The organism is Algibacter sp. (assembly GCF_049667265.1).
Classification (GTDB): Bacteria; Bacteroidota; Bacteroidia; order Flavobacteriales; family Flavobacteriaceae; genus Algibacter_B.
On the sequence record NZ_JBATHX010000352.1, the window covers coordinates 1 to 16,403 of the forward strand.

The following is a 16,403-nucleotide window of genomic DNA, read 5'->3' on the forward strand; positions in this document are numbered from 1 at the left end:
AATAATCTTGATTTTTGGAGTGAAAACTATCAAAACCAACACAATAAATACCTGCCGCATTTGCTGCTTTAATCCCGTTTGTTGAATCTTCAATAACTATGCATTCATCTTTTGAAAACCCAGAAGCTTCGGCCGCTTTTATAAATATTTCTGGATGTGGTTTTGATTCTTTTAAATCGCCACCACTAAGCTTCGCTACAAAATATTGGTTTAAATCAAAACGATCAAAAATTTGATTAATACTTGTCATAGCTGCCGATGAACCCAAAACTAGCGTAAGCTCATTGCTATGATAATCTTTAATTAAATCTAAAACACCGTCAATAAGTCCTAAATCAGAATTACTATAAAAAAAATGTTTATAGTGTTTCCTTTTAAGAGCAACCAAGCTTTCAGGCGTTTGCGTTAAGTTAAAATGATCTACAAGGCGTTTACAAATATTAATAGTTGATTGCCCTGTGAATGATTCGTATAGTTCAGTTGATACTTCAATACCAACTTCATCAAACATATCATGATAGGCTTTATTATGCATAGGTTCGCTATCAATAATAACACCATCCATATCAAAAATAACTGCTTTTAACATCTGAAATATTTTATTGCGAATATAATAAGATTATTAAATAATCAAGAACCTATTAAGATTTGAGTGAGTAAGAAAAAACTATCAAAAAAACAATAAAAGTGCTTTTAATCGAATAAATGTTGCATAATAACGATATAATACATAAATTGCCAGCCCTAAGAATAAAGAATTTTTAATATTAATTGCAATTAACTTGATAATGATTACTAAATGCAAAATAAAAACTCTATTTATTGATGATGATAGAGGAACAAATTTTTTAAACAAACATATTGCTAAAAGTAGTGATAGTATTGTTTCAATTCATTTAATGCATAGCGGGTTTGAAGCCCTCACTTTTCTTGAGAAATGCTTGAATGATAGTTCTGAAAAACCAAACTTGATTTTTTTAGATATCAACATGCCAGCCATGAATGGATGGGAATTTTTGGAACAATTTTATAAACTTAATGAAGATTTAGTGAATGAAATTAAAGTCGTTATACTCTCATCATCTGATGATCCTAAAGATTTAAATAGGTTTGAGAGTAACAAAAGACTCTTAGATTTCGTAAGAAAACCACTTAATAGAGAAGCCCTTGATTCTGTATTAGCGAAAGTAGGATAAAATCATTTTTTAATAAAATATTATGAGTAAGATACTATTAGTAGATGATGATACAGCAACCAATTTTTACAACAAATATATATTAAAAAAAAACAATATTGATTACGAAATAATAACACGTGATAACGGATTAAGTGCATTAGAGTATATCAAGAACAACAGCTTTCCTAAGTATATTTTTTTAGATATTAATATGCCTATAATGGATGGCATTCAATTTTTAGAAGAGGCCAAAAAATGGGCTAAAGAAGAACTAGAAAAGGTTAAAGTTTTTGTTATGATGAGTGTAAGTTTACCTGAAGAAAAACTAAAAAAATTACAAACAATTCAGAAAATAGAAATATTAAATAAAAAAGTATTAACTGATATGGATATTAATACCATCTTTTAAATGCTAAATCAACCCCAAATAGATTTTTATACGCCTAATGATAGTAGTATTTAAAAATTTCATAACTTTAATTACAGGATTTTTTCTTAGTAAAGCCAAGCTTTTACCAAGAGAAAAATTTTTGGGTTTAAAATGTATCTTGCTAGCTACAATTTTATGTTCTACTTTATCATTTGGACAGAATTCTGAAATCAGTAATAACAAGCAATTCAAAGATGAACGTTCTTCAACAATAATTAACTTGGCAGAACAGGTTAAATGGTCAGAAATAAACAGTATTGCAACCTTTAAAATTGGCGTATTAGGCACTAATGCTATTGCTAATAACCTTTCAAATTATTCTGAAAACAAGCGTATTTTTGATAAACTAATTGAAGTTAAAAGAATTAGTAGTATTGAAGAAATTGAAAATTATAATGTTATTTACGTAAATACCACCTTCGAATATTTACTCGCATCTATCAATGATTTTATTAGAGGTAAACAAATTTTAGTAATTTCAGAGGGGTATCCTACAGGTTCTTCAATGATTAATATCACTAAAGTTGGAGATTCATATAGTTATGATATTAATAGAATGTATTTAAGAGAGGCTAGCCTTCGAATCGAACCAACACTAGCAAATCGCGCAGTAAGTACCCATGAACTTAAGGAAAAAATATTTGAAAAAACTGAACAAAAATTATATGTTGTTAGTCGAGAAAATGATGAACAAAAAAAGATAATTGAAAGTCAAATAAGTGATATTAATAAAAAGAAAGAAGCTCTTATTGAAAAAGATAATTCTATAAAAAGTTTATTTATTGAAGGTGAATTAAAGAATAAAGAAATTAAAGAAAAAATAACCTTAGTAAAAGTAAATGAGCAAAAGCTAGAACAACAGATTGCCCAAATAACCTTTCAACAACAAAAAATGGATTCTATCAATGATAAGATTCAAAATCAACAGAAAGTCTTAATGGATCAAAGTGATGATATTAAAGCGAAAACAGAAATTTTAGCAAAAAAGAATATCATAATAGATACGCAACGAAAACATAATATTGTACTAACCATATTATCAACCATATTGTTTATTTTAAGTTTGTCATTATTGGTAGCATATTTAAAAAACAAGAAATTAAATAAACAATTACAGGTACAACATATAGAAATAAATAATCAGTCTAAATTGTTAACCTCAAAAAACAAGGAATTAGAACAGTTTGCATATATAACAAGCCATGATTTACAGGAACCTCTTAACACGATTTCTAGCTTCATAACAATAATTAAAGATGAGTACCATAGTAAGTTTGATGATGATGGTAAACAAATGCTTGATTTTGTGAAAGAAGGTAGTATAAGAATGAAAAAGCTAATTGATGCCCTATTACAATATTCAAGACTTGGTAGATCAAAAGAGTACGAATTTGTTCAATGTACACCCTTATTAGATATTTTAACGGCGGATATGCAGAATACCATAAAAAGTACCAATGCAAAAATCAGTTATAATGATTTACCAACTATAAAAGGGAATGAGGTAGAATTAAGATTGCTTTTTCAAAACCTAATTAGTAACGGTATAAAATTTAGAAATCCAGATACTATTCCAGAAATAGAAATACAATGCAAAGAGGTTTGCGATACTGATGATGTTATTAATAAAGAGCAAAAATTTTGGGTGTTTTCTGTAACCGATAATGGAATTGGAATTGCTAAAGAATATCAAGACCGTGTTTTTGCTATTTTCCAACGTTTACATTCAAGACTAGAATACGAAGGTTCTGGTATAGGATTGGCTCATTGTAAAAAAATTGTTGAAGCACATTCAGGAAAAATCTGGTTTACATCTGAACAAGGTGTTGGAACTACATTTTCTTTTTCTATTCCAATTGAAGCTTAAACTACAATTACAATCATTTCTTCTTTTACATATAAAATAAGGATTCCAAATTTTTAATTGGTATTTTAAATAAAACTACAATGAATCTATTTTGTGGTTTTCAATAATTTTCCCAATATTTGCTGCTTATGATTGTTTAATTTGAATCCCAACTAGCATCAAGATTCTTTGGTGCAAAACAAAAGTGATATGCTAAATGCATATGGCTAAACTCTACAAGTAATAATTTCAAAATGCAATCAGATAAAATTTCCTTTAAAAAATTCCTTAAATATTTTAAAATAGCCGTAACTGGTAAACAACAAGAGTTTACTTCTGGAAGTATTCGACGTGCCGTATTTATGTTAGCCGTTCCTATGATTCTTGAAATGCTCATGGAATCTATTTTTGCACTTGTTGATATCATGTATGTGTCACAAATAAGTGTAAATGCTGTTGCAACTATTGGTTTAACAGAATCGGTTATTACCCTAATTTATGCCGTAGCCATTGGTTTAAGTATTGCCGCAACAGCTATTGTTGCTAGGCGCGTAGGTGAGAAAGATTTTAATGGCGCATCAAATGCAGCCGTTCAAGTTATCTTTTTAGGTGTTTTTGTGGCCACAATTGTGAGTATAATAGGTATTATTTATCCTAAAGAACTTTTAAGCTTAATGGGAGCAGAGCCCGATTTAATTGAAGAAGGCTACGGTTATACTAAAGTACTTCTTGGTGGTAACATTACTATTATGTTATTGTTTTTAATCAATGCTATTTTTAGAGGAACAGGAGAAGCTTCCATTTCTATGTGGACTTTAATTTTATCCAACGGATTAAATATAATTCTGGATCCGATGTTTATTTTTGGATTCGGACCCATTCCAGCTTATGGTGTTGAAGGTGCTGCTATTGCAACTACCATTGGTCGTGGTACAGCAGTAATATTTCAATTAGCGATATTATTTTATGGATATAGTAAAATAAAAATTGGTATTAAAGATTTAATAATTCGTGCAAGTGTTATGCTTAATTTAATCAAAGTATCGCTAGGAGGAATAGGGCAGTTTTTAATTGGTACAACTAGTTGGGTGTTTTTAATGCGGATTATGAGTGAGTTTGGAAGCGAAGTTTTAGCGGGTTATACCATAGCCATAAGAGTCATGTTATTTACATTAATGCCTGCATGGGGAATGAGTAGTGCTGCAGCGTCTTTAGTTGGTCAAAATTTAGGAGCTAAAAAGCCAGAACGCGCAGAACAATCGGTTTGGATAACTGCAAAGTATTGTTCAATTTTTATGGGAGCTATTTCTATAATATATCTCCTTTTTGCACCACAAATTATTGTGATATTTAATGATACAACTGATGTTGTAAAATACGGCGGCTTGTGTTTACGTATTATGACAGCGCCTTTTGTTTTTTATGGATTCGGAATGATTGTGCTTAATGCATTTAATGGTGCAGGTGATACCAAAACACCAACTTATATAAATTTTGTTAGCTTTTGGTTGTTACAATTACCCTTTGCATATGTTGCAGCCATTACGTTCGATTATGGTCCAGTTGGTGTGTTTTGGGCAGTAGCCTTGGGAGAATTGCTAATGACTGTTATCGCTATTATTTGGTTTAAAAAAGGACATTGGAAGCGTGTTCAAGTTTAATTTAATTTAAAAAGCATTAAAGCTAAAATGAATTTTCACAAAAAAAACAAACACAAATTGGGTTACGATTTAGATGCTTTATGCGAAGTAAATTCAGAATTAGTTCCCTTTGTTTTTGAAAATAAATATCAAACTAAAACCATAGATTTTGCAAATCCAAAAGCAGTAAAGGCGCTAAATACAGCCTTATTATATAGGCATTATAATATTAGCTTTTGGGAATTCCCAGATACTCATTTATGCCCACCAATTCCTGGTCGGGTTGATTATATGCATCATATTTCAGATTTATTAAAAACATCAAAGATTACTGATAACATCAATGTTTTGGATATTGGTACGGGCGCAAGCTGTATTTATCCTTTACTGGGAAACGCAGAATATAATTGGAAATTTGTTGGGACAGATATTGATGAAACATCGTTAAAATTTGCTCAAAATATAATTAATAAGAATGATTTAGGTGAGGTTATTGAGTTAAGACTTCAAAAGGATGCATCCCAAATATTTAAAGGTATTTTAAAAGAAGATGATAGCTTTTCTTTGACCATTTGTAATCCACCATTTTATAAATCGGAAGCTGATGCATTGGAAGCCACAACGCGAAAATTAAAAGGCTTAAACAAGGCAGGTGTTAAGGTTGTTCGAAACTTTGCAGGAACTCAAAAGGAGTTATGGTATAAAGGCGGAGAAAAAGCATTTATTCATAATTACCTTTATGAAAGTTCTTTATTTAAAACACAATGTGTTTGGTTTACAACTTTGGTTTCTAAAAAGGATTTAGTTAAAGGCATGTACGCCTCATTGAAGAAATTGGGAGCAACAAATATTAAAACTATTAATATGGAGCAAGGCAATAAAATATCGCGAATTGTTGCTTGGACTTTTAAATAGAAAAGGTATCGAAAATCTCCTAATGGATTTCCGATACCTTTTCAGTTGAATGTCACTCCGAATTTAATTAATTCACTTTTTTCTTTCTGTGATCCGTTTTAATAAATATACCAGCTTGTAAGCGGTGTAAATTCAATCCTTTAATTTTTCTATTTACGTAACCAAATTGTAAATTCATTGATTTCGAAATGTTAATTCCAAGTGCGCCATATAATCTGTTTTCATCAATAATGTCGTCATCTATTGTGGCTATAAATTCATCATGAATTCTAAGAAATAAAGTTTCATTTAATTTGATTTTAGTTCCTAATCTGTAACGTAATCGATGTGAAGTTGATTTAAAATCTAACTTATGAAAAAATCGTTGTTCAGCTCTAAATCTATGGTCTATGGGTAAATTGGCTATTTTATGTTTATAAACTACCTGTTCGAAAACTCTGTTTTCATAAGTGTGGGGTTTGTCGGTATAAAATCCGCCATCAATATCACCATATCCGTATCCTAAAGTTGAAGTAAGTTTAGGAGTGACTTTATAATTTACAGCTCCAAATACCAAAATGAAATTGAAATTTTCTGCAACTTCAAAGGTCCATAATTGTGCTAGTGTACTGGCGCTAAACTTATCTGAAATTTGATGGGTGCCTGCATAAGTGAACCAAGAACCAATTTTGTCTTCCTGGTTGGTTTGTGAATGGCAATTTGATATAGATATAATAATTATTATGGTTATAAGTAGGTATTTCATTGGTTGTAGTATAATATTGTAAATCTGACTTGATTTATTAATTATTGAAATTCTTTTTATTGGGTTTTTAGTCCACCTTTTTTATTTAAAATGGCCATATAATTGGCACAAGTACTAGCGTTATTATAAAAAACAGAAGTAAGAGTGGAGCACCAACTTTAAGGTAGTCCATAAATTTGTATCCACCTGCTGTCATTACCATGGCGTTTGTTGTTGTACCTATCGGAGTTAAAAATGCCGTTGATGCACTTATAGCAACCACAATCATAAAAGGTTCTGGAGATAGGTTTAATGAGCTAGCTGCAAGTATGGCAATTGGTGCCATGAGTACCGCAGTTGCTGAGTTGTTTATTACTTGACTAAATGTTGTTGTTAGTAAAAACACACCACCTAATAATAATATTGGGTGAATGGCTCCTAAATATTCAACCAGGGCATTTGCAATTAATTGTGCTGTTCCTGTTTTTTGAAGTGCAATGCCCATTGGTATCATGGCAGCAATCATAACTACACTTGTCCAACTAATGCCTTTATATGCTTTTGAAATTGGTACACAGCCAGTAAGTAGCACAACTCCCGCAGATATTAGTGCGGCCATTGATCCTGGAACTATTTTGAAAACCATAAAAACAATCATAAGGATTAAAGCACCTAAGGCAATGTATGATTTAGAGTTCAGGTTTTCTATGTTTTTTGCCATCCCTTCTGGGCTACCAATTATAACTAAGTTTTCATGTTGGTGCTTTAAATCATCAATATTTTCCCAAGTACCTCTTATTAAGAAAGCATCACCAGCATTTACAACAAATTCCTTATCAAGTAGGGGTTTTCCGTTTCTTGACGCAGCTAAAAGTTGGATACCAAATCGTTTAAAGTAATCACCTAATTTATACTTTCTTCCTACAAACATAGAATTAGGATTAACAATTACTTCAGTCATACCAACCTCTTGGTTAATTAAGTTTTGTTTTAACTCATCGGCAATAGGATCTAGAGGCAATAATCCTAGTCTGAAAGTAATCATCATTTTATTGATAGCATCAGTCTCTCCTTTTACAGTAATAATGTCGTGATAAAGAAATTCTGTGGTAGGACTAGGAAACTCAATAAAGGATGGAATCCCTTTTAATAAATTAGGGTGTCTTCTTTTAATACGAATAATAGAAACGTTATAATCTTTTTCCAATTGCCATTCTTCAATTTTTGTATTTAGTAATGGTGAAATAGACCTTACACGTAAACGATAATAACCATTATCAACCTTGTAAGCTTCAATCCAATTGTGTAATGTAGATTCAATATTTACGGGCTTGTTATTTGTTTTGTTATTAGGTAATAACTTATATCCTATATATCTAAAATAAAGTAATGCTATTATTAATAATGGCACACCTATTAGTCCAAATTCAAAGAATGAAAAGCCTTCAAAACCTGCATCTATTAAGGCATTACTTGCAATAATGTTTGGAGGTGTACCAGTTAAAGTTAGCAAACCACCAGTATTAGATCCAAATGCAACCGGCATTAACATTTTTGATGGCAATGTGCCAATACTCCATGCAGATGAAATCGTAAGTGGCATTAAGGTAGCTACTGTACCCGTATTACTTACAAAACCAGATAAAACTCCTGCGCCAAACGTTATTATTACCAACAGTTTAGGTACACTTTTACCAGCCCATTCCACAAACTTTTTACCGGCAAGTGCTGTCCATCCTGTTTGTGCAATGCCTTCGCCTATAATAAATAAAGCAGCAATCATGATAACTGTAGGGTTACTAAAACCGCTTAAAGTTTCAGTTGCATCTAAAATGCCTGTTAAAAACAAACTCAGCATAGAAATTAGGGCAACAATATCTGGAGTAAACTTTCCCCAAACAAAGAGACCAATGGTTATAATTAAAATGGTTATCATTAAATAGATCATATCTTGTAATTCTTTATTAGCTTTAGCATTTATAAGGATGCTTAATTATTAGGGAGTAAAATTACAGCAGATGTATTGGTATATTTATGACGAAAGTCATGCTTTTTTTTTCAGACGCAATTTTTAAATAATTGTTAATTTTACCCATTAAAAAGTGAGGAATCTACTAGCGAATACGTTTGCGTAATAAGGAGTTTTAGGATATTTTATATTTAGGATGAATTAATTGATTAAAATAAAAGATAAATCAGAATAAAATAACAAAAATTAGAAATGAAATTAGATATTTTGGCATTTGGAGCACACCCTGACGATGTAGAATTAGGTTGTGGAGGAACTATTGCAAAAGAAGTAGCAAATGGAAAAAAAGTTGGTATAATTGATTTAACTAAAGGTGAGTTAGGAACAAGAGGAACTGCTGAAACTAGAGACAAAGAGGCTTATAATGCAGCAAAAATATTGGGCACTAGTTTGCGCGTTAACCTTGGGTTTTCAGATGGTTTTTTTGTGAATGATAAAAAGCATCAATTGGCAATTATTAAAATGATACGAAGGTATCAACCGGAAATAATACTTTGTAATGCTATTGATGATAGGCACATTGACCATGGCAAAGGGAGTAAATTAGTAAGTGATGCTTGTTTTTTAAGTGGTTTGATTAAAATTGAAACAGAAGATGATGGAACTATTCAAAAACCATGGCGACCAAAACATGTTTATCATTATATTCAATGGAAAAATATAGAGCCGGATATTACGGTTGATATAACAGGATTTATAGATACTAAAATGGCGTCTGTTTTGGCATATAAAACGCAGTTTTTTAATGCCGATAGTAAAGAGCCAGAAACCCCTATTTCTAGTAAAAACTTTACGGATAGTATCATTTATAGGTCTAGAGATTTAGGTCGGCTAATAGGTGTAGAGCATGCTGAAGGATTTACAGTTGAGCGGTATCCCGCTGTTAATAGTTTGTTCGATTTAAAGTAGTTAGCTTTACCCGTTAATTATTTTCGCTTTTCAATAGAAAAATTTTAAAAAAAGTCTTTGTTATAAAGATTGAAATCAATTACATTTGCACACGCATTACAAAATGCAAATACGTGGTGGCTTTAAACAAGGTGGTTAGAGCGTCCTTTTTGAAAAACTTTTATATAGTTTTAAAATAAAATTTCATGGTGGTTGTAGCTCAGTTGGTTAGAGCATTGGTTTGTGGTACCAAGGGTCGCCGGTTCGAATCCGGTCTTCCACCCAAAAAGTAAAAGCCTTTCAAGAAATTGAAAGGCTTTTTTTGTGGTTTTTTTTATGTTGTTTTAATCAACCTTAATCCGTGCATCGCGATTAGCCAATTCCCAAGCTGTATGAAAAATTAACTTTGCACGTGTTTCTAAAAAATCATAATTAATTTTATCAGGTGTGTCCGAAGGTTTATGATAATCGGCGTGAGTCCCATTAAAATAGAATATTACTGGAATGTTATTTTTGGCAAAATTATAATGATCTGAACGGTAATAAAAACGATTAGGGTCATTATCATCATTAAAGGTGTAATCAAATTCTAAATTAAAAAATTTCTTATTTACATCTTCTGAAATGTTATGCAATTCTTTACTTAATTTGTCAGCTCCAATGAGATATAAGTAGTTTTTACCGCTTGTTTCATGTTTTGGGTCAATACGACCAATCATATCAATATTTAAATTTGCTACTGTATTTTTTAAAGGAAATATAGGGTCTTCTTCCGCATAATAGCGCGAACCATAAAGTCCAATTTCTTCACCAGTAACATGCAAAAACACAACCGTACGTTTTGGCCCATTTCCATCCTTTTCAGCAGCTTTAAAAGCCTCAGCAATTTCTAAAATGGCTACGGTTCCAGAACCATCATCATCTGCTCCATTATTTATTTCACCGTCGTTAGAAATACCAATATGGTCTAAATGCGCTGAAATAACAATAACTTCATCTGGTTTTTCACTTCCCTTAATGTATGCAATTACATTTTCAGAATCTTTTATATCATTCCCAAAGTAACTTGCAGGAATCTCTTGGAAATAATCACCTTCTGAAATAGGTGACGGGATATTATTTGATAGGTAACTGTTTTTTATAAACTCATTGGCTTTTTTCTGTCCTGGTTCTCCCGTTTTTCTACCTTCATATTCATCTGAAGCATAGGTGTAAAGCATTTCTTTTAACTCACTTGAAGTTATAGTTGCCGCATAGGTTTCAGGATTGACTGCTTTATCAGTTTTGTTTTTGTTTTGTGAAGAACTACAAGAGGTTAAAAGGATAGTAGCACAAAGGATAATTGCTAATTTTTTCATGAATTTCTAATTTTTAGAATATGCTATATTACAAAAATGTATGAATAGATTCAGTAATTTTCAGTCTATTTTAACAGTTCGTTGTTTTCATCAATAGCTAAACGATGCTCTTGGTTTGCAATTTGCCAAGCGGTAGTAAAAATGAGTTTTGTACGTCTTTCCAATAGTGGATAGTCAATTTTATCTGGCGTGTCGGTTACTTTATGGTAATCCTTGTGCTCTCCATTAAAATAAAATATGACCGGAATATCATGAAATGCAAAATTATAATGATCAGATCGTTCGTAATAATTATTTTTATCATTTTCTGCATTAAACCTATAATCTAGGTTAATATTAAAAAAAGTATAATTTATTTTTTCAGAAATATAGTGCAGCTCTTTACTTAATCTATCGGTACCTATTAAATACAAATAGTCTTTGTTGTTTTTATGAGCATCATCAACGCGACCAATCATATCTATATTAAGATTTGCAATGGTATTATTAAGAAGAAAAACAGGGTGTTTAACATAGTATTCAGAACCTCTTTTGCCAATTTCTTCTGCGGTTAAATGCAAAAATAAAATGCTTCGCTTGGGGCCAAATCCTTTTTGCTTTGCCATTTTAAAGGCTTGAGCCATTTCCATTAGCGCAACAGTTCCAGAACCATCATCATCTGCACCGTTGTTTATAAGGCCATCATCTGACACTCCTAAGTGATCTAAATGTGCTGAAATGATTATCACTTCGTCAGGTTTCTCAGAGCCTTCAATATAAGCCAGAACGTTTTCAGAACTTTTAAATTTATTGTAGAAAAAGCTGGCCGGAATAGTTTGGTAGTAGTTGTCTTCGCCAAAAGGTGATTTTATACCTTCACGTTTATAATAAGATTTTAAATAGTTGGAGGCTAGTTTTTGACCTTCACTTCCAACTCTTCTTCCCAAAAAATCATCAGACGAAAATTCATATAATGACTTTTTTAATTCTTCTTTAGTTATGGTATTTGCATACTCCATAACTAAAGCACTATCAACTATGATAATATTATCTTGAATGGACTGTAATTTAGCTGAATATTTGGGTTTAGCACATGTGCCAACCAGAACAATTAAGGAGAGAATACAATAAAATTTCATGTATATTAAGCAATTATTAATTACATATAACTTACAATCAGGTTATTCCATGTTTTGAGAGAAAACTTTAATTTGCTAGTTTCATTAATTATACTTCAAATATACAAATTATGTCAGGAAATTACCTACTCATCAAAAGAAATGTCTTCAATTTCCGTGTCATCTATTTCAATGTCAAGGCCTTCTAATTCATCAATCGATTCTTTTTCAAGTTTAGTTTCGGTAGCTTCAATAACCTCCGTATTTGTTACTTCGGTTGTAGTGAAAAAAGATTTATAGGTTGTAACCGCTAGAGCAGCAATAGTTAAAAGAAACGTAAATTGAATAAGCTTTTTTACCTCTCCCGATTTTTTTGATAAATAAAAAGCAATTAAACCAAATATTAAAGCAGCAATTGCTGGGAAAATAGCAAGGTTAGAAATAGGTAAAACAGAAAAAATAACAGCAAAAATTGATGCTATTAAGGCCAAAATAGTAAACAGTTTTTTCATTTTTATAGATTTAATGTTTTAATCCAGAAGCCGATTTTATTTTTAATTCGCCCGTGCCAACAGGAATTTTAAATTTCCCATAAACTGGTATTTTGTTTTCATCTGCAGTAAGCCATAATGTGCCATTAACTTTATTTGAATCTGCAGAACCAAGTGAAATTTTATAACACGCTTTACTTCCTAAAGCTGTTGAAATTGATTCTTTTCCTAAATAGGTCACCTTTGCTTTAACTTCTTCTCGGTCAAATAAAATGGTAAAAATTTTACTTGTTCCGGGGCTTAAATTTGTTAAATCAAAAGTTCTTATTGTATATAATGTAGATATAATATCTTTAGTTCCAGGGCTTAATGGAAGCGTTTCCTTAACAACCCAATTGTTTTTCTTTGTTTGAACAGATTTTACAGTTTTGGTTTTATGGCTAAAGGTATACTTCATGTTTTTAAAATATCCACCTTCGTTAATATCGCGATTATGTAAATAAGGAGTTAAGGTTTTCGGACTCACATAAGTTTCATATAAATCTCTAATTTTGAAAAAATTATCCCATTTACTATATGTAAATGCTCTAACTTTTAAACGTAAAAGTGTGGCTTTCGATGTTTTAACTTCATCAGTTTCCATAGTTATTTCGGCCAAGTCGGTTAGGATGCCAGACATGTTGTAAGACGCCGTATAAACAAGTTTTTCTTGAGTACCAACAGCATTGTTTTGTGCGCCTAGCGAAAAAGAAAGCAAGATTATTAAAAAAATAGAAATACGTATCATATAAGTAGTTTTGGTTATAACGTACTATTAATCATTTATTGTGCCGAAAATACAATGCTTAAAATTATTATGCTAATTTTTATTTGAAATTGAAATGTTTGGCTAAAATGATTTATGTCATAGTTTTTAGCTGATATAAGGAATAAGTTTACTCATAAATTTCTAGTAACATGAAAAATATTCTACTACCAACGGACTTCTCTGAAAATTCTATTAATGCTATTTTTTATGCTTTAGAGTTTTTTAAAAAGCAAAAATGCCAGTTTTATATTTTAAATATTCAGAAAGCGTCTTCATTTATAACAGATGATATGATGGTGGTAAATTCTAGCGCTACCATTTATAAAACCTTGATTGATGCAGCAAAAAAATCAATCGCCAATATTATAACCACCATTAATGAGGAGTTCAAAAATGAGAACCACCAATATCATTCTATTGTTGATTACGATAATTTTGTAGATTCCATAAATCAGGTTATCGACAAGCAAAAAATAGATTTAGTAATCATGGGCACAAAAGGTGCTTCTGGTATGGAAAAAGTGCTTTTTGGTAGTAATACAGTACGTGTTATGCAACGCTGTAATGCACCAATATTGGCAATTCCTGATTCGTTTAAGTTTAAAAAACCAGAGCGGTTAGCATTTGCAACTACAAACTCAAAAGCATTTAAAACTCAAGAATTGGAAATATTAAACAAAATAATGACCTTGGAAAATGCTACATTAGAAATTCTTCACTTGGCAGATCAAAACCATTTGGTATATGAGTCTCATGATAATTTAGAATTTTTCCAGAAAAATTTCAATCAAGCAACTCACGAGTTTATTGAAACATCTACTAACGACATGTTTAGCGATGTACAAAACTATATTGAAAAGAATAGTATTGATATGTTAGCCATAATGAATAAAAAGCATTCTTTTTTAGAACGATTGTTTAAAACACATGCCGTTGAAAGATTTGCATTTAAAATGGAAATTCCACTATTGGTTATTCAACATGAAGAATAAGGTTTCATTGTAATTTTATATTTCTCCTTCTATAATTTTTCATATTCATGCTGTAACATTTTTTGATTCTGTGCGTCTTATAAGTATCAATCAATAAATAATCATCATGAGAACAGACAGACAACTATTAGTCATCACCCATTTAAGTCAATTAATCACTTTAGTAACTGGTTTTGGTAGTTTACTTTTACCTCTTGTGCTTTGGTTAACCCAAAAAGAAAAAGTGTTCCAAATGGACACTCATGGAAAAAACATTGTAAACTTTCAATTAAGTTTAATCCTGTGGTGTATCATCTGTGTTCCGTTAATACTATTATTCGGTTTAGGGCTATTAGGCTTTGCTGTTTTAGGCATAATTTCAATAATATTCCCAATTGTAAACGCCATTAGAGCAAGCCGAGGAGAAACACCAACATACCCATTAACCTTTACTTTTATTTCTTAATTTTATTAGTTAGTGATTTTTAATGAGATAAATGAAACGCTCACTTTTTAGTGGGCGTTTTTTATGTTTGCATGCTAAGTCTGAATAATAGGTTCTAATGTTTTTTGGAACTGGATAATGGAATGATTTATTATCTATGAAACTAACGAATAGTAATGTGCGAGAGCCTTATTTACGATTTTTTAATAACTATTTTAACTTTATTCTATCTCTCAAATTCATAATTGGTATTTCAAAATGTTTATAGATAATTATCGATAATGCTATAGTTAAAAACCAGAAAAGAAAATATTTTGTCATTAAGCTTAAATAACTATTAAATTCCTGCAAAGCAGTCCAATCAATCTTTATAATAATCCATTGTAATACTAAGGTATAGTTAACTAAATACATGGAATATGATATTAAACTAATGTAGGTCAAGTATTTGTAAAAAAATCCATTTCCAGTTTTTAATAAACTCAGGAATGGAAGCAGAAAAAGCGTTGCCATTGAAATTATTGAAAATGAAAATACAGAATCATAAAGCTCAAATTCGTTAAAATTGAAAAAATTGAATTTATCAGTTAAAAAAAGGAACAATCCCAAAATGAAGAAGTGAACTTTATATTTCTTCCAAAAGCCCAAGTAATTAGAATAAATATAAGCGCCTAAAATACCATACATTAAACTGTCTAATCTAGTTGAAACTTGTCCTGGGAATAATGAAACCCATGTTTTGAAATCAAAAACAGTTAAAAATGTAAATCTATAATACCTGAAAAATGTTACACTAATAATAATCCCTATAACAGTCATGATAATTGCTTTATCAATGCTTAATTTTAATCCTTTAATTAAAATATAGAGTATTATCGGGATTAAAAGGTAAAACCATTCTTCAATAGTTAAGCTCCAAGCTTCAGGAAAAAAATCTGGATGACCGGTGAATAAGTTCTGTGAAAAAATAAAATAATTAAGTTTATCAATTAAAACAAAGTTTTGGTTAAATATGATATTTAATAGAATTATAATGATTAAGATTAAAAAATAGTTTGGGAGGGTTCTAAACCAACGTCTAATCCAAAAACTGACGATTAATTTAAGATCAATTACGTGATTATTCAGAATTTTTATAAGGATTCCTCCAATTAAAAATCCACTTAGTACAAAAAAAATACTAACTCCATCAAAAATAAAGTAATTAATGTATTTGTAAGTTTCGTACTCAACGAGATTTCCTCCGTGACCTGCAACAACAAATAAAATTGCAACCGCTCTTAAAATATCTAAACCAAAAATTCTGTTAGGGTTTATATCAATTTTTATTAAATTATTCAATTTAGCAATTACATTTTATTAGGTTCTGTCAAACAAGAATTTGGGATATTTCTAATATTACAATAATCATACGAAGATAATTTTTTTTAACAAAGTCAAGCTTTTCTACATAAAAAAAAGCAGCAACCCAATTAAAGATTACTGCTTTTTAATTTTTACGTTACCCTTTTACCACGCTTTGGGGCGTGTAAAAAGGGTGAGGCTTTCAGCTAGTCGCTTTTTTGTGTTGCATAGATGCAACA

General features: G+C 30.7%; 16 protein-coding genes and 1 tRNA gene. 9 read left to right on the top strand and 8 right to left on the bottom strand.

All coding sequences use genetic code 11. From position 1 onward, the window contains the following. On the bottom strand, window positions 1-589 hold a 589-nt coding region (locus tag WBN21_RS12290; RefSeq protein WP_424200694.1), incomplete at its 3' end, for an HAD family hydrolase. 199 nt (window positions 590-788) lie between these two features. Here WBN21_RS12290 and WBN21_RS12295 point away from each other — a divergent pair. The 5 genes from WBN21_RS12295 (at window position 789) to rlmF (ending at window position 6,009) form a co-directional block, all read left to right on the top strand. Beyond that, window positions 789-1,196 (top strand): response regulator, encoded by a 408-nt coding sequence (locus WBN21_RS12295; protein WP_424200696.1) that lies wholly within the window; start codon window positions 789-791, stop codon window positions 1,194-1,196. A gap of 22 nt (window positions 1,197-1,218) precedes the next feature. After that, on the top strand, window positions 1,219-1,587 hold the full coding sequence (locus WBN21_RS12300; RefSeq protein ID WP_424200698.1) for a response regulator: 369 nt from the start codon (window positions 1,219-1,221) through the stop codon (window positions 1,585-1,587). Between the two features lie 139 nt (window positions 1,588-1,726). Beyond that, entirely contained in the window at window positions 1,727-3,475 is a 1,749-nt protein-coding gene (locus WBN21_RS12305) for a sensor histidine kinase (RefSeq protein WP_424200700.1), read from the top strand. Between the two features lie 233 nt (window positions 3,476-3,708). Next, on the top strand, window positions 3,709-5,115 hold the full coding sequence (locus WBN21_RS12310; protein ID WP_424200702.1) for an MATE family efflux transporter: 1,407 nt from the start codon (window positions 3,709-3,711) through the stop codon (window positions 5,113-5,115). 27 nt (window positions 5,116-5,142) lie between these two features. Further along, complete coding sequence (gene rlmF / locus WBN21_RS12315; RefSeq protein WP_424200704.1) at window positions 5,143-6,009, top strand: 23S rRNA (adenine(1618)-N(6))-methyltransferase RlmF; 867 nt, start codon at window positions 5,143-5,145, stop codon at window positions 6,007-6,009. Window positions 6,010-6,076: 67 nt separating this feature from the next. Here rlmF and WBN21_RS12320 read toward each other — a convergent pair whose 3' ends face one another. Then, window positions 6,077-6,754, bottom strand: a complete 678-nt coding sequence (locus WBN21_RS12320; RefSeq protein WP_424200706.1) for a DUF2490 domain-containing protein — start codon at window positions 6,752-6,754, stop codon at window positions 6,077-6,079. Between the two features lie 85 nt (window positions 6,755-6,839). Continuing rightward, window positions 6,840-8,669, bottom strand: a complete 1,830-nt coding sequence (locus WBN21_RS12325; protein ID WP_424200708.1) for an SLC13 family permease — start codon at window positions 8,667-8,669, stop codon at window positions 6,840-6,842. 285 nt (window positions 8,670-8,954) lie between these two features. Between WBN21_RS12325 and bshB1 the strand changes: the two genes are divergently transcribed. Together bshB1 and WBN21_RS12335 are read left to right on the top strand one after the other, a co-directional pair. Then, on the top strand, window positions 8,955-9,671 hold the full coding sequence (bshB1, locus tag WBN21_RS12330; RefSeq protein WP_424200710.1) for a bacillithiol biosynthesis deacetylase BshB1: 717 nt from the start codon (window positions 8,955-8,957) through the stop codon (window positions 9,669-9,671). Window positions 9,672-9,858: 187 nt separating this feature from the next. Further along, window positions 9,859-9,934 (top strand) — tRNA-His (locus WBN21_RS12335). A 60-nt stretch (window positions 9,935-9,994) separates the two neighbouring features. On the opposite strand, the gene WBN21_RS12340 is transcribed toward WBN21_RS12335, so the two are convergent. The 4 genes from WBN21_RS12340 to WBN21_RS12355 all read right to left on the bottom strand — a co-directional run bounded on the left by WBN21_RS12340 (window position 9,995) and on the right by WBN21_RS12355 (window position 13,383). Continuing rightward, window positions 9,995-11,008, bottom strand: coding sequence for a M28 family metallopeptidase (locus WBN21_RS12340; RefSeq protein ID WP_424200712.1), 1,014 nt, complete (start codon window positions 11,006-11,008; stop codon window positions 9,995-9,997). Window positions 11,009-11,073: 65 nt separating this feature from the next. Continuing rightward, complete coding sequence (locus tag WBN21_RS12345; RefSeq protein WP_424200714.1) at window positions 11,074-12,126, bottom strand: M28 family peptidase; 1,053 nt, start codon at window positions 12,124-12,126, stop codon at window positions 11,074-11,076. Window positions 12,127-12,251: 125 nt separating this feature from the next. After that, the gene (locus WBN21_RS12350; RefSeq protein ID WP_424200716.1) at window positions 12,252-12,617 is read right to left on the bottom strand and encodes an FUSC family protein; all 366 of its coding nucleotides are present in this window, start codon (window positions 12,615-12,617) and stop codon (window positions 12,252-12,254) included. Window positions 12,618-12,627: 10 nt separating this feature from the next. Then, window positions 12,628-13,383, bottom strand: coding sequence for a DUF3108 domain-containing protein (locus tag WBN21_RS12355; protein WP_424200718.1), 756 nt, complete (start codon window positions 13,381-13,383; stop codon window positions 12,628-12,630). A 170-nt stretch (window positions 13,384-13,553) separates the two neighbouring features. Here WBN21_RS12355 and WBN21_RS12360 point away from each other — a divergent pair, with 170 nt between their 5' ends. Further along, window positions 13,554-14,396 (top strand): universal stress protein, encoded by an 843-nt coding sequence (locus tag WBN21_RS12360; protein ID WP_424200720.1) that lies wholly within the window; start codon window positions 13,554-13,556, stop codon window positions 14,394-14,396. Window positions 14,397-14,502: 106 nt separating this feature from the next. Beyond that, window positions 14,503-14,841: a DUF4870 domain-containing protein gene (locus WBN21_RS12365; protein ID WP_424200722.1), complete on the top strand. Its 339-nt coding sequence runs from the start codon at window positions 14,503-14,505 to the stop codon at window positions 14,839-14,841. A gap of 189 nt (window positions 14,842-15,030) precedes the next feature. Here WBN21_RS12365 and WBN21_RS12370 read toward each other — a convergent pair whose 3' ends face one another. Continuing rightward, the gene (locus WBN21_RS12370; RefSeq protein WP_424200724.1) at window positions 15,031-16,161 is read right to left on the bottom strand and encodes an acyltransferase family protein; all 1,131 of its coding nucleotides are present in this window, start codon (window positions 16,159-16,161) and stop codon (window positions 15,031-15,033) included. Window positions 16,162-16,403 lie beyond the last annotated feature (242 nt).